Here is a 20,296-nt window from a genome sequence, read left to right as displayed (position 1 = left end):
TTCTGCCATCCATCACTTCAGATCTTCGCCCAGCGCATTGAGCTTGACGGAGATCACGTTGCGGTATTCCACGCCCGGTTCGGTCTTTTGCAAGGCCGCCTTGTACGACTCGATGGCTTGCGCCTTGTCGCCCTTGGCCAGGAAGACATCGCCCTTGTGGTCTGCCACCACGGCATCGAACTCGGTCGGCATCTTGGTGCCCAGCACCTTGAGCGCCTCGTCATAAGCCTGGCTGTTGAGCAGCACGGCTGCCAAACGCACGCGGGCGGTGGCCTTGAGGCCTTCGTCCGATGCATTGTCGGCCACCCAGGTGAGCGCTGCCTTGGCATCGTCCATCTGGCCCTTGTCACCCGCGGCCTTGGCCACCAGCAGACCGGCATGCGCTGCCTGCACGGTGCCGCCGTAGTTGCTGCGCAGGTCGCCAAAGGCCTGGTCGATACGGGTCTTGTCACCGGAGTTGACGGCCGATTCGACCGCCGACGACAGTGCGCTCGCTTGCGATGCCTGGCGGTTTTGCCAGTACTGGTAGCCATTCCAGGCGGCAAAGCCACCCAGCACAATCACCAGTACCGTGGTGATCAAGGTGCCCCACTTGTTCCAGAAGTGCTTGAGCTGGTCTATCTGTTCCTGTTCTTCCAGATCTAAATGCGTTGCCATATTGTTCTAATGGAGTTGAATCAAAAAAAAAGCTTGCCGCTGCGATTGCGCTTATGCGCGCAATTGCGCTGCCCAATCGGCCACGGCATCAATAGCGCGTTCTGCCTGGGCGCCCTCGCCATCACGCAGTTGCTTGACGGTCACCATGCCGCGCTGCATCTCGTCGCTGCCAAAGATCAGCGCGCAAGCGGCGCCGCTGGCATCGGCCTTCTTGAACTGCGACTTCATGCTGCCCAGGCTCCCTGCCACGGCCGAGCCATGCATCTGCACCCGCACACCGGCTTGTCGCAGGGTCTGGATCACGCGCATGGCCTGCGGCAGCAGGGCTGCGTCCGGCAGGATAGCGTAGGCGTCAATAGACGGGCGATCCCACTGGATATTCAGCTCCTTGATCAGCTCGAGCACGCGCTCGATGCCCATGCCCCAGCCCACAGCGGGCGCGGGCTTGCCGCCAATCTGTTCGATCAGATAGTCATAGCGGCCGCCGCCGCAGATCGTGCCTTGCGAGCCGAGCTTGTCGGTGATGAACTCGAACACCGTCAGGTTGTAGTAGTCCATGCCGCGCACCAGGCGCGGGTTGACCGACCAGGCCACGCCATTGGCGTCCAGGATGTCCTGCACGGCCTTCAAGTGGGCCTTGGAGTCCTCACCCAGAAAATCAAGCAGCTGGGGCGCAGCATTGACCATCGCCTGCATGGCCGGGTTCTTGGTGTCGAGCACGCGCAGCGGGTTGCTGTACATGCGGCGCTTGCCCTCGTCGTCCATCACCTCGGTGTGCTGCTCGAAATAGGCCACCAGTGCCTCACGGTGCGCGCGGCGCTCCTCGGGCTGGCCAAGGCTGTTGAGCTCCAGGCGCACGCCTTCAATGCCCAGGTCCTTCCACAGCTGCGCGGCCAGCAGGATCACCTCGGCATCGAGCTCGGCGCCGCCAAAACCCATGGCTTCAACACCCACCTGGTGGAACTGGCGGTAGCGGCCGCGCTGGGGCTTTTCGCGGCGGAACATCGCGCCGATGTAGAACAGGCGCTTGCCGCCGTCATAGAGCAGGTTGTTCTCGACCACGGCACGCACCACGCCGGCCGTGCCTTCGGGACGCAGGGTCAGGTGCTCGGCCTGGCCATGCTTGTCGGCCCGGTCTTCGAAGGAATACATTTCCTTCTCGACGATATCGGTCACCTCGCCCAGGCCGCGCACAAACAGCGCCGTGTGCTCGGCCAGCGGCGTGCGGATATTGCGGTAGGCAAAGCGCCCCATCACATCGCGCACCTTGCCTTCAAACCATTCCCACATGGCCGAATCGGGCGGCAGGATATCGTTCATGCCTTTGATGGCGGCCAGCTTTTCATTCATGCCCATGGGCTTCAATCTCTCTGTTCAGTATGCTTGCAAACACTTGCCAGGCCAGCAAGTGCAGCTCTCAATTATCTACCTTGGCAGCCCCGTAGCGGCGCTCCACATAGGCCTGCACGATCTCGTGGAACTCCTGCGCAATGCGGTCACCACGCAAGGTCAGCGCCTTTTCGCCGTCGATGAAGACGGGAGCGGCGGGCGACTCGCCATTGCCCGGCAGGCTGATGCCGATATCGGCATGCTTGCTCTCGCCGGGGCCATTGACGATGCAGCCCATCACGGCCACCTTCATCTTCTCGACGCCGGGGTACTTCACGCGCCAGACCGGCATTTGCGAGCGCAGGTGCTGGTCGATGTCGCGCGCCAACTCCTGGAAGGTGGTGCTGGTGGTACGGCCGCATCCCGGGCAGGCGGTGACGCTGGGCACAAAGCTGCGCATGCCCATGGCCTGCAGAATCTCGCTGGCGACCACCACCTCTTGCGTGCGCGCTTCACCCGGCTGCGGGGTCAGCGACACGCGGATGGTGTCGCCAATACCGTCTTGCAGCAGAATCGACAGCGCAGCGGCCGAGGCCACCGTGCCCTTGGTGCCCATGCCCGCCTCGGTCAGCCCCAGGTGCAAGGCATAGTCGCAGCGCGCAGACAGGCCGCGGTAGACCGCCACCAGATCCTGCACCCCACTGACCTTGCAGGACAGGATGATCTGGTCGCCATTCAGGCCCATTTCCTCGGCACGCTGCGCAGAGGAAATGGCCGAGGTGATCAGCGCCTCGTACATCACCTGGCGCCCATCCCAGGGCACCGCGCGGCGGTTGTTCTCGTCCATCAGCTCGGCGAGCAACTCCTGGTCCAGGCTGCCCCAGTTCACGCCAATGCGCACGGCCTTGTCGTACTGCATGGCCGCCTCGATCATCTGGCCGAACTGCTTGTCCTTCTTGTCGCCCTTGCCCACGTTGCCCGGGTTGATCCTGTACTTGGACAGCGCCTTGGCGCAGTCGGGGAAATCGGTGAGCAGGCGGTGGCCGTTGTAGTGGAAATCACCCACCAGCGGCACGTTCTCGCCCATGCGGTCGAGCTGCTCGCGCACATAGGGCACCGCTGCTGCGGCCTCGGGCGTGTTGACGGTGATACGCACCATCTCCGAGCCCGCCTGCGCCAGCTCCTTGACCTGGATGGCCGTCTCGATCACATCCACGGTATCGGTATTCGTCATCGACTGTATGCGCACCGGCGCATCGCCCCCGACCGTCACCACCCGGTCACCCCAGACCACACGGGCCTGGCGACTTTTGCGGGCGGCCGGCGCCACCATGGGCACGGGCAACAGGATGTTCTCTTCTTGCACTTAATTCACCTCAAAACGGGCGGTGCTGCCCTTGGTCACTTTTTTCAGATCAAAAGCCGACCCGCGCAGCTGCATCTCCACGCCCACCGCATTGCCCACGATGAGCTTGAGCGGCGGCGTGGCCGCGATATCTTCACTGGTGCCAGCGCGGATGGTCTTCTCAAACACCACCTTGCCACTGGCTTCCTTGACCTGCACCCAGCTGTCCTGGCTGGCCTTGAAATGCAGCAACGGCGCGCCTTCCGCAGGAGCAGCCGGCGCAGGGGCCGCAGCCGCAGCCGCAGTCGCAGCCGCTGGGCTGGGCTGGCCAGCCAGCGCAGCGCTGCCACCGGCGTCAGCCGCGCCATTGGCCGGCGCCTCGGGCACCGGGTCGGTCGAGCTGCCGCCCAGCGCTACCGGCTCGGACTGGTCAGCCACACCGGCGACATTGTTCGAGCGTGCCGGCGCCGGCGCAGACGCGGCGGTCCGGCTCTTCCAGTAGTCCGCCAGCTGCGGATAAAACAGCACGCCGACGGTCGCTACGATCAGGAGCACGACCACGCCCATCCAGGGAAAGGGCTTGCTGCTGGGGAAATCATTTTTCTTGCTCTGCGCCGGGCCCACGGCCACGCGGGTCTTGACGCTCTCCACGCCCGGGCTCAGGTCCTTGCCTGGCGGCTTGGGCAGTTGGGCAAGCACCGGCGCCGGGTCGATCTTGAGCACACGGCACACCGCCGAGGCCAGCGCACGCACAAAGACCACATCTGGGAAGGCACTCCAATTGCCCGCTTCCAGCGCTTCGAGCTTGTGCACCGACACCTTCAGGTGCGCGGCTACGGCCGGCAGGTGGTAGCCCAGCTCCTCGCGCGCCTGGCGCAGCATCTCGCCAGCGCTCAGGGGGGCACCCGAGGCCGCGTTGTTGGCGTTCGTTGCTTCTTGGATATCAGACTCGATCACAGCACGCCTCCACCAGCGATACGTGCCGCCTCTTTGGAGTCGGGGAAACGCTTTTGCAATTGGGCAGCAAGCGCACGTGCGCTCGCTCCGTCGCCCAGGGCTTTTTCAATTTGGATACCGAGGAACAAGGACCCGGCATTGGCCAGCTCACCGTTGTTCAGGCGCCGGATATAGAACTGCGCACGGCGCGCATCGCCGCGCTGGTTCAGCAGCTTGGCGAGGTTGAAGCTGACGATGGGGTTGCCCGCGTCGTATTCATAGGCCTTGAGCAAGCTGGCCTCGGCCTCGGCAGGCTTGCCGGCCGCTTCGTGGCACAGGCCCTGGGCCATCAAGGTCTTGGCTTGCTGAAAATACTGGCGCTGCACCAGGGCCTGGTTGAAATAGCGGTCCGCAGCCTCGTATTTTTTCTCCTGGCAGAGCAGCCAGCCGTGGTTGTGCATGATGTCGCCATCGGTGGGCTTGAGCGACTGGGCCTTGCTGAAGCTCTCAGCGGCAATATCGGGCTCGCCCAGCTGCATATAGATGAGGCCACGCATGTTGTAGGCATCGCCGCTGTTGGGGTCGAGCGCCAGCACCTGCTTGATCTCGTCGAGCGCAATCGTGGTCTTGCCAGACTGGAAATAGTTGGCAGCGAGCTCAAGGCGGATGCGCGCGCGCCGATGGATTTCGGTCTCATCGGATTGGGTGACATAGGCGGCATCCTCACGGGCCGTACTGCTGCTGGTACCACAGCCCGACAAACCGCCTACCAGGGCCAAACCCAGCAAGGCGGCAGCCGTGAGGCGATGTACCCTCGGTTGCCCTATTGTCACAGCCTCTTGCATGCACACCCTCCTCAAACTGTTTGGACTATTTCTAGACTTGCGCCAGCGGTATGACCCGGTTCTTGGCCATGCGTTCTGCCGCTTTGGTACGGTCTTTCACATCGCCAGCGAGCTGGCCGCAGGCCGCATCGATGTCGTCACCCCGGGTCTTGCGCACGGTGGTCACAACGCCCGCGTCCGAGAGCATCTTGGCAAATTCCGTCACCCGACTGGCAGGTGATCGTAACAGACCCGAGGCTGGAAAAGGGTTGAATGGAATCAAATTGAATTTGCACCATGCCCCGCCGTTGCCCGCATACTCTCGCACCAGTGCTATCAATTGCTGGGCATGCTCGGGTTGGTCGTTGACGCCGTCGAGCATGCAGTACTCAAAGGTGATGAAGTCACGCGGCGCAAACTCCAGGTAGCGGCGGCAGGACTGCATCAGCTCGTCAAGCGGGTATTTCTTGTTCAGCGGCACCAGGCCATTGCGCAGCGGATCGTTGGGGGCGTGCAGCGACACGGCCAGCGCCACCGCGCAATCCTGCGCCAGGCGGTCCATCATCGGCACGACGCCCGAGGTGGAGACGGTGACGCGGCGGCGCGACAGACCATAGCCATGGTCATCGAGCATGGTGCGCAGCGCAGGCACCAGGGCTGTGTAATTTTGCAGGGGCTCGCCCATGCCCATCATCACCACGTTGGAGATGATGCGCTCGTCGCGCCCCAGGCGCTTGCGCAGCGCGTGTTCGGCAAACCACAGCTGCGCCATGATTTCGCCGGTGGTCAGGTTGCGGCTGAAGCCCTGGTGCCCTGTCGAGCAAAAGCGGCATCCCACCGCGCAACCGGCCTGCGAAGAGACGCACAAGGTGCCACGGTCATCTTCGGGAATGAATACGGATTCGACGGCATTGCCATCACCCACGTCGAACAGCCACTTGACCGTTCCGTCGGTGGACACATGCTCGGTGATAACGGGCAGCGCCGTGACATGGGCCGTGCCCTTGAGTTTTTCGCGCAGGGACTTGGCCAGATCGGTCATCTGGTCGAAATCGGCTGCACCGCGCTGGTGGATCCAGCGAAAAAGCTGCGTGGCCCGGAAGCGCTTCTCTCCCAGCCCTTCGCAAAAGGCGGTCAAACCAGCCAAATCAAAATCAAGCAAATTGGTGGTCATGGATATACGCTCGGGCCACTTACCTATGCCACGCGGCCTTGCGGCCGCGTACATGTCAATTAACGGGAATAAACGTTCATGCCGGGGAAGAAGAACGCCACTTCCACAGCGGCGGTCTCAGCGGCGTCAGAGCCGTGCACGGCGTTGGCGTCGATGCTGTCAGCGAAGTCAGCGCGGATCGTGCCCTTGTCAGCCTTCTTGGGGTCGGTAGCGCCCATCAGCTCACGGTTCTTCAGGATGGCGTTTTCGCCTTCCAGAGCCTGGATCATCACAGGACCGGAGATCATGAAATCCACCAGATCCTTGAAGAAAGGACGGGCAGCGTGCACAGCGTAGAACTGCTCAGCGTCTTGACGCGACAGTTGCACCAGCTTGGCGGCCACGATCTTCAGGCCAGCAGCTTCAAAGCGGGCGTAGATTTGACCGATAACATTCTTAGCCACTGCATCGGGCTTGATGATCGAGAGGGTACGTTCGATTGCCATAATAAATTTCCTGTTGATGGATTTTTTGCTCTAAAAGCAAACCTTTGATTGTACGGTGTCCTGGAAGTCAGCGGCGTGACTACGACCTTCCACCGCGCTTGAATCCGCCACCGCTCTTGCGTTGGCCCTGGCGCTGACGCGTCAGGCTGTCGTGACCGATGTAGCCCAGCGAGGTCTTCATCGGATCGGGTTGGGTACTGCGCTTCTCAGGCGCCTTGCGCAAGCCACCACCCCGGGTGTTCTTGGCCGGGCCCACCGATGGGCGCGGGCCGTTGTGCTGGGGACGGTTGTCACTGCGTCCGCCCCGGCCAGCCGAATTCTGCTCACGGGGTTTGCGCTCAGCCACGCCACCGGCAGCCACGGTCAGCGCCTGGATGTCACGCTGGTCGAGCTCGACCCAGGAGCCCCGGCGCAGGCCGCGCGGCAGCACCATGGCGCCGTAGCGGATACGGATCAGGCGGCTGACCGCGTGACCCACCGACTCGAACATGCGGCGCACTTCGCGGTTGCGGCCTTCGGAGATGGTGACCCGGTACCAGCAGTTGGCGCCTTCGCCACCGCCGTCGTCGATGGAGCCAAAGCTCGCCACGCCGTCTTCCAGGTTCACGCCCGCAAGCAACAAGGCCTTTTCTTCATTGGTCAATGCGCCCAGCACGCGCACCGCGTACTCGCGCTCGAGGCCAAAGCGCGGGTGCATCAGGTTGTTGGCCAATTCACCCGAGTTGGTGAACAGCAGCAGACCTTCGGTGTTCAGATCCAGGCGACCGATGGACTGCCACTTGCCGTGCGAGACGCGGGGCAGCTTGCGGAACACCGTCGGGCGGTTCTGTGGATCGTCATGCGTCACCACCTCGCCCACCGGCTTGTGGTAGGCGAGCACGCGCGCTGGCGGCTGCTCGATGCGGAAGGTGATCAGCTTGCCATTCACACGGATCTTGTCGCTGTGCAAAATGCGCTGACCGACGTGTGCCGGCTCGTTGTTGACCGAGATGCGGCCTTCCAGAATCAGGCGCTCCATCTCCAGGCGCGAACCCATGCCGGCCTGGGCCAGCAGCTTGTGCAGCTTGGGCGCTTCCACATGGGGCTGCAGCACGCGCTTGACCGGCGCGGGGGTGTCCGAGTCTTCCGCCGCTTCCAGCGCGCCGGCCACCACATCTTCAAAGGCATAGCCTTCCGATTCGGCATCGCGCTGCGGGCGGCCCGCAGGACCACGGCCACGGGCCGGTGGCGCATCGCCTTCTGCGCCCTGTGCATCACGCGGCTGTCCATCACGCTCGCGGAAACGGCGGGCACGGGCTGGGTAACGGCTCACGCGCGGCTCGCCATCACGGCGCGCACGCGGCTCGGCGGCAGACTGGGCAGCAGCATCGCCATCAGCCTCGCCTGCGTCGGCGCCCGCCGCCTGGGATTCGTCGGCCGCTGCCGCTTGCGCGGGCACGGCACGCTTGCGCGGCGCACGGCGCTTTTCTGACGGGGCAGCACCTTCTTGCAAGGCCTTATCTCCGTCCTGGGGCGCATTCATATCGCTGGTATCACTTATCATCTTTTTGCTTTTCTACCCCGCCTGGTGCGGAATTATGTGCATCGTCAACACGGTCCAGAGGATCCGTATCTCTTGGTGTGGCCGCTGCGGCGGGGGCATCTGCCTCGCCACTGGCCGCCTGGGCCTCAGCCGCCAGATTGGCGGCAGCATCTTCATCATCGGCAGCCTCACCTAGCGGTGAGGTCTGCACATCCTGCGCGTCTTGTAAATCCTGCGCGTCCTGCAAATCTTGCAAACTCTCCAACACATCCACATCGCCAGCGGGCGCTGCCATCGGCATCGACTCGCCCACCAACTCAAAAGCCTCGGCATCCGGCGGCCCGGCATCCTGCGGCGCTGCCTCGTCCGGCGCAGCTTCCAGCGGCAGGCTGTCAAACATGGTCTGCGGCTGGTTGCTGCTGTCCAACTCGGGCAGCTGGTCCAGCGACTGCAGACCCAGGTCATCCAGAAACTGCCGGGTGGTCGCCAGCAGCGCAGGCCGCCCGATGGTCTCCCGGTAGCCAATCACTTCCACCCAGCCCCGGTCCTCCAACTGCTTGATGATCAAGCTGTTGACGGTGACGCCCCGGATATCTTCGATATCGCCACGGGTCACCGGCTGCCGGTAGGCAATGATGGCCAAGGTCTCCAAGGTCGCACGCGAGTACTTGGGGGGCTTTTCCGGGTGCAGGCGATCGAGGTACTCCCGCATCTCCGGCCGGCTCTGAAAGCGCCAGCCCGAGGCCACCTGCACCAGCTCCACACCGCGGTGTGACCAGTCGAGCTGCAGCTCCTGCAGCAGCACCTTGAGCGTGTCCGTTCCCAAATCATCGGCAAACAATCCCCGCAGCTCACGCACGGTGATGGGCTGGGGCGCGCAGATCAGCGCAGTCTCCAGCACCCGTTTTGCTTCCAAAGTATGCATGCGATAAATCCCTGTTGGCACGCCAGCGCGCGGGCTGCGTGTTGAGACAAAGGAATGCGTATCAAGAGGGCCGCGTTTGCATGGCCAAGATCACGGCGCAGGCATAAGCGCCCATAGCCGCCGGCACTGGGCGCCACCGCTGCAGTGTGCAAACTCCGGGTTTGCGCTGGTCAAAAACCAGACCTGCAGGGGCAGCGCTTAGGCCAATTGGGCCAAATTATACCGAAGATCCCAATTTTCCATCGCCGAGGTGATATCAGCAGGCGGCAGCGCGAACCAGGACATGCTCTGCCCGGTGACCGGATGCACAAAGGCCAGCCGCAGCGCATGCAGCGCCTGGCGCTCCATACCGGCCGCTGGCGTGCCGCCGTAGAGCGTATCGGCCAGCAGCGGGTGCTGGAGCGAGGCCATGTGCACGCGGATCTGGTGGGTGCGCCCGGTGTGCAGGCTGCAAAACACCGCGCAGCCCTGCTCGCCATTGACGAGCAGGCGGATATCGGTACGCGCCGGCTTGCCCGGGTGCTGAGCCAGATCGACCGCCGCCATGCGCAGCCGGTTGCGCGGATCGCGCCCAATGGGCAGACTGACCGAGGTCTGCGCCGCGCCCTGCCAGGGCTTGTGGCCCAGCGCCAGGTAGTTGCGGCGCACATCGCGTGCGGCAATCAGCTTGACCAGCGCATCCATGGTCTGGCGCTCGCGCGCCACCACCATCAGGCCACTGGTGTCCTTGTCGAGCCGGTGCACGATGCCCGCGCGCGGCAGCTGGGCCGCCTTGGCGTCGTAGGCCAGCAAGGCATTGAGCAAGGTGCCGCTCCAGTTGCCCGGTGCCGGGTGCACCACCATGCCGGCGGGCTTGTTGATGATGAGCAGGTGCTCGTCCTGGTAGACCACATCGAGCGCAATATCCTGCGGCAAAAAGGCCTGGCTTTGCTGCGTGGGACGCAGCTCGACCACCGCCTGGTCACCGGCCTTGACCTTGGCACTGGGCTTGAGGCCCGACTTGCCATTGACCAGCACCGCGCCTTGCAGCAGCAAGGCCTGCAGGTAGCTGCGCGAGAACTCGGGCACCCACTGCGCCAGTGCCTTGTCCAGGCGCATGCCGTGTTCGTCCACCCCAGCTACGACCGTGCGGCTCTCCCAGGCCTGGGCCTCGACCTCCGCCGACTCTTCATCGCCTTCCGCCGAGGACAATGGGGCATCGTCCAAATGGGAAAAGCCGACATCGTCGGCGGGCGGCGATGTCGGCTTCGAAGAAGTGCCCGGCATCAGCGGGAAGGCAGGTAGCGCGATGGATCGACCGGCTTGCCCTGGCGGCGCACCTCAAAGTGCAGCTTCACGCGGTCGGCGTCGGAGCTACCCATCTCGGCAATCTTCTGGCCCTTCTTGACCACCTGGTCGTCCTTGACCAGCAAGGTCTGGTTGTGGGCGTAGGCGGTCAGGTAGGTGTTGTTGTGCTTGATCAAGATCAGGTTGCCGTAGCCGCGCAGGCCGGCACCCGAATAGATCACACGGCCGTCAGCGGCTGCCACGACCGGGTCACCGGCCTTGCCACCAATGTCCAGGCCCTTGTTGCGCGCATCGTCAAAGCCCGCAATCACGGTGCCCGACGACGGCCAGATAAAGCCCAGGTTGCCATCGGCTGCGGCCGGCGCAGAAGCTGCGGCAGCAGGCGCTGGGGCCGGTGCAGGCGTGGCCGCTGGCGTGTTCGCACCGGTCACAGCAGGCGCAGTCGCGGCCGGGGCCGCACTGGCAGTGGCGCTCACCGGCGGCACCACGCGCAGCACCTGGCCCACTTCGATCACATTGGGATTTTCCAGATTGCTCCAGCGGGCAATGTCGCGCCAGTTCTGGCCATTGTCAGCGGCAATGCGCATCAGGGTCTCGCCGGGCTTGACGGTGTAGTAACCGGGCTTGCCGGCGTTTTCTGCGCCAGGCAGGGTGGCCGGATCGATGCGCGGCGGCGTGGCCGTGGTCGACGTCGGCGTGCGGCCTGCCGAAGAGCCCCGATCTTCCACGGGCGCCTGGTTCAGCGATGTACTACCGCACCCTGCCAGCACCATGGCTGCCACCACACTGGCACCCCACGTCAAAACACCACGTGAATCCAACATACCTATCCTTCTTAACCAAGCCCCGATTTTAGGGGTACGAAATGAACATGCTCCAGAACCGTGCGTTGAAATCCATCAGCACTGCGGTCCACGACGAGCAAAACCTGTTGTTGGCCCGGCCCCATCACCGGGGCCACGAGCCGGCCGCCTTCAGCCAGTTGGTCACACCAGGCCTGGGGGACCGAATCCCCGCCGGCCGCGGCGATGATCCCGGCATAAGGCGCGCCCTTTTCAAAACCCAGCATGCCATCACCGAGGATCAGGTGCACATTGGCCAGCCGCAAAGGCCGCAGGTTGACCCGCGCCTTTTCATGCAACGCACGCAGCCGCTCAATGGTATACACCTCCTTGGCCATCAGGCTCAGAACCGCCGCCTGGTAGCCGCAGCCCGTGCCAATCTCCAAAATGCGGCCCAGGCCCATTTTCCCCGCAGGCGATTGCAGCAGTAGCTCGCACATCCGCGCCACCACACTGGGTTTGGAGATGGTTTGCCCCAATCCTATAGGCAAACTGGTGTCCTCATAGGCTTGAACCGCCAGTGCACTGTCAACAAACTGGTGGCGCAGCACGGAATTCATCACTTTGAGCACCCGCGTGTGCTCCACGCCAGATGCGGCCAGGCGCTGCACCATGCGCCAGCGCGCCGAGGTGAAATCCACGCTCTCCGGACCCAGCGACTCGCGCACCGCCATCGGTACGGGCGACAACTCCGCAGGCAGCCGGGCCCATTGCCGATGCACGCTGCTGGCCTGTGGCTTGGTGCTCACAGGCATGGCACCGCGGGCAGGAAAGCCTGGCTTGCGCAAGGTCACCCTGGCACCTCCAGGTCCTTGCTGCGCAGGCTGGTCGCCGTCTGCGCCCAGTAAGCGAGGCTGTCATGGTCGGTCAAATCGACCTTGAGCGGCGTGATCGCCATATGGCCGGACGCCGCCGCATGGAAGTCGGTGCCTTCGGCATCATCGAGCGCGAGGCCGGCATTGCCGATCCAGTACATGGTCTCGCCCCGGGGGCTGGTCTGGGTGATCACCTTCTCGGCCGAATGCCGGCGCCCCAGACGGCAGAGCTTGAGCGGCTTGATCTCGTCAAACGGCAGGTTGGGAATATTGATATTGAGCAGCCAGGGCTTGAGGGTCACGAGCTTGGCCGCTTCAAACTGCTGCACCAGCTCGCAGGCCTTTTTGGCGGCCGATTCCAGCTCGCCCCAGCCCTTGTCGATCTGCGAGAAGGCCATCGCCGGGATACCGAACAGATAGCCCTCCATCGCCGCGCCCACGGTGCCGGAGTAGATGGTGTCATCGCCCATATTGGCGCCGTTATTAATGCCGGAGATGACCAAATCAGGCCGATAACCCAATAGTCCCGTCAGCGCAATGTGCACGCAGTCGGCCGGTGTGCCATTGACATAGCGAAAGCCATTGGCTGCGCGCTGCACATACAGCGGCGAATGCAAGGTCAGCGCATTCGATTTGGCACTGTTGTTGTGTTCTGGTGCCACCACCTCGACATCAGCGACCGCCTGCAATGCATCATGCAACGCCACGATGCCGGGCGCCTGATAACCATCATCGTTACAAAGCAGTATCTTCATGTCATTGAATCAGTTGCACTGCATTGTAGAGGTGCCAACACAGAACCCGAGCGGAGTGTGGCAGCAAAGCGACCTGCAAGGCCGCCCCACCCCGCTGAAATGCGGCCTATGCACAGGGCTCAGGCATTGTAAGGAGCGCTGCAGCCCTGCCCCCAGGCACCTGGCCCATTGCTACACAAAATTACGATGACATGCCGCTGTCGCTGCCGGGGCCCTCGCCGGGCGCGCTGGGCCGGGCCTGCGCACAGACCTCGGTGGTCAGGGCCTGCAACACGGCCGCAGTGCAGCGCACCAAGGGCGTGGCTTTTCGCTTGGCCGACTGCGCCAGGCACAGGTTGATCATCACCGCTGGCGACTCGATGGGCGCGACCACCAGCCGCTCACCCACTGCATGCCCGTCGAGCGCACTGCGTGTCAAGGCCGCATAGCCGTAACCGCCGCGCACCAAATCCAAGATGGCCGGCACGCTCGACACCTCCCAGACCACATTGAGCTTGACCTGCGACAGCCTGGCCTGGGCCTCCATCAGCTTGCGAAAGATCTGGCCGTACTGCGGCATGATCAGCGGAAACTCCGACAGATCCTTGAATGCGATGCTGGGGCGGGCGCCCAGCGTACTGGCGGGCCCCACCAGACACAGGCCCTCCTGCAGGACCGGGCTGATCTCGATATGCGGATGGGGTTCGGGCGAATAGACCAGGCCCAGGTCCATGCGCCCCGAGGCCAGCCACTCGGCCATCTGAACGGAGAAGCCCTCGACGATCGCCACCCGGGCCTTGGGCATTTTGCTGCCGAACGCTTGGATCAGCGGCAGCGTCAGCCGCCTGGCCAGACTGGGCGGCAGCCCCACCACGATGCGGCCCACGGGTTCATCGCGCTCACAGCCCAGGTCCTCCTTGGCCTGGGCCACGTGCTGCAGGATGGTGTGACTGTGCTCCAGCAAACGCCTTCCGGCCTCCGTCAAGGTCACACCGCGCCCGGTGCGGATCAGCAAGGTCTCACGCAGCTCCACCTCCAGTGCCCGCACCTGCCGGCTCAGCGCCGGCTGCGCCGCGTCCGACAACAGGGCCGCCTTGCTAAAGCTGCCGGTTTCTGCCACCGCGACAAAGGTTTCGATTTGCTGCAAATTCATAGGTATTCCATTTTATTTATGAAATATTAATAACTTTTAACTATTATTATGCCATTTTGCTATAGCTGCTAGCTGCGCTGCCACCTAGGACTCTGGGGGCATCTTCCACAGAATGGGACTCTTCATACAACACAGAAGGCTAGGAGACCCAAGGATGAAGCCCAAGCGGATCGATGCCAGCGCAGACCACGCGTTCACGAGGCGCGTCGCAAGCGAGCCCAGCCCCACGTCAGTCAAGAACTGACTTGCCCTGGTTACAAGGCCGGCCCTCGTGCAGGCCTTGTAAACCAGGGTTGCACCCGCTTTCCGGGCATCGGGCCCCTCAAGCAGCAGCGTCACTGCGGCGATCGGCTGCATCCCCTTCCTTTCCGCTCCATGCCGCCTCAGGCCTTGCATGGCAGCGCCCCCAACCCTTCCCTCAATCCCAAGGAGATTCACCATGGTCGACAAAGCCAACACCGAGTTCTGGCAACACCTCAGCCCCATTGCCAACCCCTTCATGCCCGATGCGCTCCCCGAGGTCTACACCCCCAACGCGGTGCCGGAAGACGAGCGCCTGTATGTGCCGTTCACCGACACCGTGTTCTCCCGCCCCTTGTGGATTTCGCCGTCACAAAACAAGTGGTGCGACATCCTGATGGCCAAGAAAGCGGGCCTGGTCAATCGCCACTACCACCCCCATGAAGTCTTTGCCTACACCATCTCGGGCAAATGGGGCTACCTGGAGCACGACTGGACCGCGACCCAAGGTGACTTTGTCTACGAGACCCCCGGCGAAGGCCACACGCTGGTGGCCTTCGACCATCCCGAGCCGATGCGGGCCTTCTTCATCGTCAAAGGGCCGCTGATCTGGCTGGATGAACAAGGCAAGCCCGATGGCTACTTTGATGTGCACTCCTACATCGCCATGTGCAAGGCCCACTACGAAAAGGTGGGCCTGGGCGCCGAGGCCGTCGAAAAGCTCTTCCGCTAACGGATGCAGAGCCTGGAGAACGCCATGAAACCATCCTCCATCCGCGCGCTATGGACCTATGAGAACCGGCTGCTGCTGATCCTCTTTCTGACATTCGGCTTTGTCTTCTTTGACCGCCTGGCGCTGTCCTTCCTGTTCCCCTTCATGCAAGACGAGCTCGATCTGAGCCAGACCCAGCTGGGCATGATCTCCTCGGCCCTGGCACTGACCTGGGCCGTCTCCGGAGCGATCGCAGGCGCCTGGTCCGATGCGCGCGCCAAGCGCAAGGCCTTGCTGGTGGTGTCCGTGCTGGGCTTTTCCATCTGCTCGGCCCTGTCCGGGCTCGTAGCGGGCTTCATCAGCTTGCTGGTGTTCCGCGCGCTGATGGGGCTGGCTGAAGGGCCGGTGCTGCCCATTGCGCAGTCCCTGATGATCCAAAGCTCCACGCCCTCGCGGCGCGGCCTCAACATGGGCCTGCTGCAGGGCTCGTCGGCCGGCCTGATTGGCGCAATGATCGGGCCGCCGGTGGTCATTGGCCTGGCCACGCATTTTGGCTGGCGCGTGGCCTTTTATGTCACCGTCATCCCCGGCATGCTGATCGCGCTGTGCATCTGGCGCTGGGTGCATGAACACCCGGGTGGTGTCCCTGCCGCAGACGCCAAGCCCGCGCCGATCAACCGCTGGGCCCTGCTGCGCGAGCGCAATGTGCTGCTGTGCATGCTCATCAGCTGCTTTTTCCTCACCTGGTTCATCATCATCATCTCGTTTGCGCCCACCTTTCTCGTCAAGTACCGTGCGTTTTCGCCGGGCGACATGGGCTTGGTGATGAGCTGCCTGGGAGCGGCCTGGGTGTTCTGGGGCTTTGCGGTACCTGCCATCTCCGACCGGATCGGACGCAAACCAGCGCTGGCCATCTTTGCACCGATTGCTGCGCTGTGCCCCATCGCGCTGATCTATGGGGATTCGGCCATCGCCCTGGGGGCGGTGGTGTTCTTCACCTATACCGGCCTGGGGTGTTTCACCCTCTTCATGGCCACGGTGCCGGCTGAAACCGTGCCGCCCCGGGTGTTGACGGGGGCGCTGGGCCTCATCATGGGCGCGGGCGAACTGGTGGGCGGCTTTGTGGCCCCCACCGCCGCGGGCCTGGCGGCCGACCGCTTCGGCCTGCCCGTTGCCATGTGGATAGCGGCTGCCGGGGCACTGGTGGCCGGGCTGCTCGCGCTGGGCCTGAAGGAAACGGCGCCGCTGGTGCTGCAGCGCCGTGCCGCTGCAGGAGCTGCGCCATGATGCGCGCGCTGCGCTGGCATGGCGCCCAGGATCTGCGCCTGGAGCAGATCCCCATCCCACGCCCCGGCCCTAGGCAAGTACGGATTGCGGTGCAGTACTGCGGCATCTGCGGCAGCGACTTGCACGAATACGAATCAGGCCCCCATGCCATCCCGGTCGGCACCGCCCATGCCGTGTCGGGGCGCAGCGCGCCGTTGACGCTGGGCCACGAGTTCTGTGGCACGGTGGTCGAGCTGGGCAGCGAGGTGACCGGCCTACAAGTGGGCGACCGGGTGGCGGTGGAGCCCGAGTACCGCTGCAGCCACTGCGCCTACTGCCGCAGCGGCGCCTACAACCTCTGCGCCGATATGGGTTTTGCCGGGCTGATGGGCGACGGCGGCATGGCCGAGTTTGCCGTGGTGCCCAGCTATATGCTCCATCGCCTGCCCGATGCGGTGACCCTGGAGCAGGCTGCTGTGCTGGAGCCCGCCGCCGTCGCACTGCATGCGCTGCGCCGCAGCCAGTTGGCCGCAGGCGCCAGCTGCGCCATCTTCGGGCTGGGCCCCATCGGGCTGCTGCTGGTCACGCTCGCCAAACTGCAAGGAGCGCACACCATCATTGCGGTGGATGTATCACCCGAGCGCCTGCACATGGCCACGCAGGCAGGCGCCAGCCACGCCATCGATGCCAAGGGCCTCACGCCGCGCGAGTTGCGGCACACCATTGCCTCGGCCACTGCGGGCCTGGGCGTAGACACCAGCTTTGAAGCCGCCGGCCTGCAAACCACGTTCGAAGGCGCATTGCGCGCGCTGCGCAAAGGCGGAAACATGGTGATGGTGGGGCTGATGCCCGAGGCGCGGCTCGACGCCTTTGACGCTGTCAATCGCGAGCTGAGCCTGGTGGCCAGCGTCGGTTACCGCGATGTGTACCCGGAGTTGATCGGGCTCATCGCGGCCGGCGCCTTTGACCCCAGCAGCATCATCACCCAAACCATGCCGCTGGAGCTGGCGGTGCGCGACGGCTTTGCAGCGCTGGTGCAGGACCGGTCCCAGATCAAGATTCTCATCAGCCCGGGCCCAGGCACACGCCCGAGCGCGGGCTGCAACCACCGGCCATAGGAACCACCAAAAATGTCCACTATCGAAGAAAATGTCATTCTCATCACCGGAGGCACCTCCGGCATTGGCGCGAGCGCCGCGCTGCACTTTGCCCATGCCGGCGCCTCTGTGCTGGCGCTGGGGCTGGACGCGCAGGGCCTGCATGCACCGCGCCATCCCCGCATCCAGTGCCTGGAGCTCGATGTCTGTGACAGCGCCAAGCTGAGCCAGACGATCGCCGAGCTGCCCCGGCTTGATGCGCTCGTCAACGCAGCGGGCATCAGCCGCCATGCGCAGGAATACCAGCCAGAGGCCTTCCTGCAGGTGATGCACACCAATTTGACCGCCGTGATGCAGGCCTCGATGGCCGCTGCGCCGCATCTGCTGCAGCGCCAGGGTTGCATCGTCAATGTGGCCTCGATGTACAGCTACTTTGGCAGCAAGGACCGCCCCGCCTACAGCGCCAGCAAGGGCGGCATTGTGCAGCTGACGCGCTCGTTGGCCCAAACCTGGGCGCATGAGGGCGTGCGTGTCAATGCGGTCGCTCCCGGCTGGATTGCCACCCCCTTGAGCGAAGGCCTGATGGCCGACCCCAAGGCCTCGGCAGGCATCCTTGCTCGCACCCCCATGCAGCGCTGGGGCCATGCGTCCGAGGTGGCCGCGGTGATCGGGTTTCTGTGCTCCCCAGCGGCATCGTTTGTCAACGGCGCCGTGATTCCCGTCGATGGCGGCTACCTGACGGTCTAGCGCCGCCGCGCGGGCTGGGCAGGCCGCCCAGGACAGCAGAACGGGGAGTTAGCGAGATCCGCTCCCCGTTCTGCACAGCGCCCCAAGCGCCCTGTCAGCGTGGCATCAGCCCTGCTCGAAGGCAAACTTTTCGGTATCCACTTCGCGCTGCGAAGCTGGTGCATAGCGCTCGCCCTCGATGGCCTGCGGTGCAAACAAGGCATCGAGCTCGGCCAGCAAGCCAGCATCCAGGCGCACGCTGCCACCGCGCAGATTTTCATGCAAATGGGCGATGTCGGTGGTGCCGGGCAGCGCAACCACATGCTCGCCCTGGTGCAGCACCCAGGCAATGGCGAGCTCGGCCAGGCTGCAGTCCGCGCGCTCGGCAATCGCCTGCATGGGCGCCAGCAGTCGCAGGTTCTTGGCATAAGCCTCGGGCTGAAAACGGGGCATGCCCGCACGGATATCGCCCGGCACCCATTGGGTGCCGGCAGGCAATTTGCCCGACAGGAAAGCCCGGCCCATCGGGCTGAAGGCCACATAGGCAATGCCCAGCTCGCGGCAAGCCTGCAAGCTTCCCAACTCGGCATTGCGTGACCACAGCGAATACTCGCTTTGCAAGGCCGCAATCGGGTGGGTGGCATGGGCGCGCCGCAGCGTCTCTGCCCCGACCTCGGACAGCCCCAGCGCCCGCACCTTGCCCTCTTCCACCAGACGCGACATCGCGCCCACCGATTCTTCGATCGGCACCCGCCGGTCCCAGCGGTGCAGGTAGTACAGGTCAATGACATCGGTGCCCAGCCGCTGCAGGCTGTCTTCGCAATGGCGACGCAAGGTCTTGGGATGGCCATCAATCACACGGCGCATCACGCCATCGTCGCCGCGCACACCCGCCATACCGCACTTGCTCGCCAAGGTGATGCGGTGGCGGTGCGGCTTGAGCACCGGCCCGACCAGCGCTTCATTGGCGCCAAAGCCATAGAGTGCTGCAGTATCAAACAAGGTGACGCCTGCATCCAGCGCTGCATGCAGCAGCGCCTGGGCCTGCGCCTGCGTGGCCGGGTGGCCATAGGCATGGCTCAGGTTCATGCAACCCAGGGCGACAGGGCCGACCTGGAAGGGGCCAATAAGGCGTTCGCTCATCATCTCTCCTGAAAAACCAAAACCGCCTGCGATAAGGAGTGCAGGCGGTTCACGAATGGTCGGGCCGATATTACTGCAGCTGCTGCTCCAAAGCATGCAAAACCTGGTAGCAGGGCAACACCTGGGCGATGCTGGAGCGGGGCTGTCGGCCCTCGCGGATCGCGGCGAAAAACTCGCGGTCCTGCAGCTCGATACCATTCATCGACACGTCCACCCGCGAGACGTCGATGGCCTCACCCCGGCCATCGAGCAGCTCGTCGTAGCGGGCCACATAGGTGCCCGTGTCGCCGATATAGCGAAAGAAGGTGCCCAATGGGCCATCGTTGTTGAAAGACAGGCTCAGCGTGCACAGGGCGCCATTGGCCGCCTTGAGCACGATGCCCATGTCCATGGCAATACCCAGCTCGGGGTGCACAGGCCCTTGCACGGCATGGGATTGCACGATGGGACTGCCCGCCTGGTGGGCGAACAAATCGACCGTGTGCGCCGCATGGTGCCAGAGCAGATGGTCGGTCCAGCTGCGCGGCTGGCCCAAGGCGTTCATATTGCTGCGGCGGAAAAAGTGGGTCTGCACATCCATTTGCTGCAGCCGGAAGCTGCCCGCCTGCACCTTTTGCTGGATCCATTGGTGGCTGGGGTTGAAGCGGCGGGTATGGCCACACATCGCCACCAGCCCACTGGATTTTTGCAGCTCGGCCAGCGCCAGCGCGTCCTCCAGCCGGTCGGCCAGCGGAATCTCGACCTGCACGTGCTTGCCTGCCAGCAAGCACTGGCGCGCCTGGCTGGCATGCAGCTGCGTGGGCGTGCACAGAATCACCGCGTCCACGTCCGGCCGCGCCAGGCTGTCTTGCAAGTTGGTGGCCACATGCCCAATGGCATGGTGCTCGGCCACCTGGCGGGCTTTGGACAGATCGGGGTCGACCAGCGAGACGACCTGCACACCGGGGATCAGCGCAATACCTTCCAGGTGTTTGAGACCAAAGGCGCCTGCGCCTGCAAGCGCCACGTTGAGGGGGCGAAGTGTCATGGTGTCCTCCAGGGTGTGGGAGTGCCCGGGCTGGCAGCCGGGCGATGGATAGCGAAA

The 20,296-nt window shown here is 64.0% G+C and carries 20 protein-coding genes; 4 read left to right on the top strand and 16 right to left on the bottom strand.

Features of this window, described 5'->3' with window-relative positions; all coding sequences use genetic code 11:
- Nucleotides 1–12: 12 nt before the first annotated feature.
- The 14 genes from WH367_RS21120 to WH367_RS21055 all read right to left on the bottom strand — a co-directional run bounded on the left by WH367_RS21120 (nucleotide 13) and on the right by WH367_RS21055 (nucleotide 14,028).
- On the bottom strand, nucleotides 13–657 hold the full coding sequence (locus WH367_RS21120; protein WP_339537569.1) for a YfgM family protein: 645 nt from the start codon (nucleotides 655–657) through the stop codon (nucleotides 13–15).
- A 51-nt stretch (nucleotides 658–708) separates the two neighbouring features.
- A complete protein-coding gene (gene hisS, locus WH367_RS21115; protein ID WP_021027517.1) occupies nucleotides 709–2,013 on the bottom strand; it encodes a histidine--tRNA ligase in 1,305 nt (434 codons plus the stop codon).
- A 61-nt stretch (nucleotides 2,014–2,074) separates the two neighbouring features.
- Nucleotides 2,075–3,319, bottom strand: coding sequence for a flavodoxin-dependent (E)-4-hydroxy-3-methylbut-2-enyl-diphosphate synthase (gene ispG, locus WH367_RS21110; protein ID WP_339537573.1), 1,245 nt, complete (start codon nucleotides 3,317–3,319; stop codon nucleotides 2,075–2,077).
- 33 nt (nucleotides 3,320–3,352) lie between these two features.
- On the bottom strand, nucleotides 3,353–4,288 hold the full coding sequence (locus tag WH367_RS21105) for a RodZ domain-containing protein (protein WP_339537568.1): 936 nt from the start codon (nucleotides 4,286–4,288) through the stop codon (nucleotides 3,353–3,355).
- Nucleotides 4,285–5,100, bottom strand: a complete 816-nt coding sequence (pilW, locus tag WH367_RS21100; RefSeq protein WP_339537567.1) for a type IV pilus biogenesis/stability protein PilW — start codon at nucleotides 5,098–5,100, stop codon at nucleotides 4,285–4,287. Before pilW ends, WH367_RS21105 begins: the two co-directional genes overlap by 4 nt.
- A gap of 43 nt (nucleotides 5,101–5,143) precedes the next feature.
- Nucleotides 5,144–6,265, bottom strand: a complete 1,122-nt coding sequence (gene rlmN, locus WH367_RS21095) for a 23S rRNA (adenine(2503)-C(2))-methyltransferase RlmN (RefSeq protein WP_339537565.1) — start codon at nucleotides 6,263–6,265, stop codon at nucleotides 5,144–5,146.
- A gap of 59 nt (nucleotides 6,266–6,324) precedes the next feature.
- A complete protein-coding gene (gene ndk, locus WH367_RS21090) occupies nucleotides 6,325–6,750 on the bottom strand; it encodes a nucleoside-diphosphate kinase (RefSeq protein ID WP_021027513.1) in 426 nt (141 codons plus the stop codon).
- Between the two features lie 79 nt (nucleotides 6,751–6,829).
- Nucleotides 6,830–8,293, bottom strand: a complete 1,464-nt coding sequence (locus WH367_RS21085) for a pseudouridine synthase (RefSeq protein ID WP_445228141.1) — start codon at nucleotides 8,291–8,293, stop codon at nucleotides 6,830–6,832.
- Entirely contained in the window at nucleotides 8,283–9,197 is a 915-nt protein-coding gene (gene scpB, locus WH367_RS21080) for an SMC-Scp complex subunit ScpB (RefSeq protein WP_339537564.1), read from the bottom strand. The genes WH367_RS21085 and scpB overlap by 11 nt, the downstream gene beginning before the upstream one ends.
- Before the next feature lie 198 nt (nucleotides 9,198–9,395).
- Nucleotides 9,396–10,463 carry an RluA family pseudouridine synthase gene (locus tag WH367_RS21075; protein ID WP_339517881.1) on the bottom strand — a complete coding sequence of 356 codons (1,068 nt, stop codon included), beginning with the start codon at nucleotides 10,461–10,463 and terminating at the stop codon, nucleotides 9,396–9,398.
- Nucleotides 10,463–11,308, bottom strand: coding sequence for a peptidoglycan DD-metalloendopeptidase family protein (locus WH367_RS21070; RefSeq protein WP_339517879.1), 846 nt, complete (start codon nucleotides 11,306–11,308; stop codon nucleotides 10,463–10,465). Before WH367_RS21070 ends, WH367_RS21075 begins: the two co-directional genes overlap by 1 nt.
- A gap of 11 nt (nucleotides 11,309–11,319) precedes the next feature.
- Nucleotides 11,320–12,120 carry a protein-L-isoaspartate(D-aspartate) O-methyltransferase gene (locus tag WH367_RS21065; RefSeq protein WP_409935145.1) on the bottom strand — a complete coding sequence of 267 codons (801 nt, stop codon included), beginning with the start codon at nucleotides 12,118–12,120 and terminating at the stop codon, nucleotides 11,320–11,322.
- On the bottom strand, nucleotides 12,117–12,896 hold the full coding sequence (gene surE, locus WH367_RS21060) for a 5'/3'-nucleotidase SurE (protein ID WP_021027545.1): 780 nt from the start codon (nucleotides 12,894–12,896) through the stop codon (nucleotides 12,117–12,119). The genes WH367_RS21065 and surE overlap by 4 nt, the downstream gene beginning before the upstream one ends.
- 181 nt (nucleotides 12,897–13,077) lie before the next feature.
- The gene (locus WH367_RS21055; RefSeq protein WP_021027546.1) at nucleotides 13,078–14,028 is read right to left on the bottom strand and encodes a LysR family transcriptional regulator; all 951 of its coding nucleotides are present in this window, start codon (nucleotides 14,026–14,028) and stop codon (nucleotides 13,078–13,080) included.
- 439 nt (nucleotides 14,029–14,467) lie between these two features.
- Between WH367_RS21055 and WH367_RS21050 the strand changes: the two genes are divergently transcribed.
- Genes WH367_RS21050 through WH367_RS21035 form a run of 4 tightly spaced genes read left to right on the top strand, consistent with a single transcriptional unit; the run spans nucleotide 14,468 to nucleotide 18,090 of the window.
- Nucleotides 14,468–15,001, top strand: coding sequence for a 2,4'-dihydroxyacetophenone dioxygenase family protein (locus WH367_RS21050; protein ID WP_021027548.1), 534 nt, complete (start codon nucleotides 14,468–14,470; stop codon nucleotides 14,999–15,001).
- Nucleotides 15,002–15,025: 24 nt separating this feature from the next.
- Complete coding sequence (locus WH367_RS21045) at nucleotides 15,026–16,267, top strand: MFS transporter (RefSeq protein WP_339537562.1); 1,242 nt, start codon at nucleotides 15,026–15,028, stop codon at nucleotides 16,265–16,267.
- Nucleotides 16,267–17,364, top strand: a complete 1,098-nt coding sequence (locus WH367_RS21040) for a 2,3-butanediol dehydrogenase (protein WP_339537571.1) — start codon at nucleotides 16,267–16,269, stop codon at nucleotides 17,362–17,364. Before WH367_RS21045 ends, WH367_RS21040 begins: the two co-directional genes overlap by 1 nt.
- A gap of 12 nt (nucleotides 17,365–17,376) precedes the next feature.
- Nucleotides 17,377–18,090, top strand: a complete 714-nt coding sequence (locus WH367_RS21035) for an SDR family NAD(P)-dependent oxidoreductase (protein WP_339537561.1) — start codon at nucleotides 17,377–17,379, stop codon at nucleotides 18,088–18,090.
- Nucleotides 18,091–18,195: 105 nt separating this feature from the next.
- Here WH367_RS21035 and WH367_RS21030 read toward each other — a convergent pair whose 3' ends face one another.
- Both WH367_RS21030 and WH367_RS21025 read right to left on the bottom strand, forming a co-directional pair.
- Nucleotides 18,196–19,212, bottom strand: a complete 1,017-nt coding sequence (locus WH367_RS21030) for an aldo/keto reductase (protein WP_339517874.1) — start codon at nucleotides 19,210–19,212, stop codon at nucleotides 18,196–18,198.
- Between the two features lie 70 nt (nucleotides 19,213–19,282).
- A complete protein-coding gene (locus WH367_RS21025; protein WP_021027553.1) occupies nucleotides 19,283–20,239 on the bottom strand; it encodes a Gfo/Idh/MocA family oxidoreductase in 957 nt (318 codons plus the stop codon).
- Between the last annotated feature and the right edge of the window lie 57 nt (nucleotides 20,240–20,296).

Origin of the sequence: Comamonas sp. MYb21, assembly GCF_037479395.1 — a bacterium.
Lineage (GTDB): Bacteria > Pseudomonadota > Gammaproteobacteria > Burkholderiales > Burkholderiaceae_C > Comamonas.
Note: the sequence above shows the minus strand (reverse complement) of the source record. Positions and strands in the feature narration are given on the sequence as shown.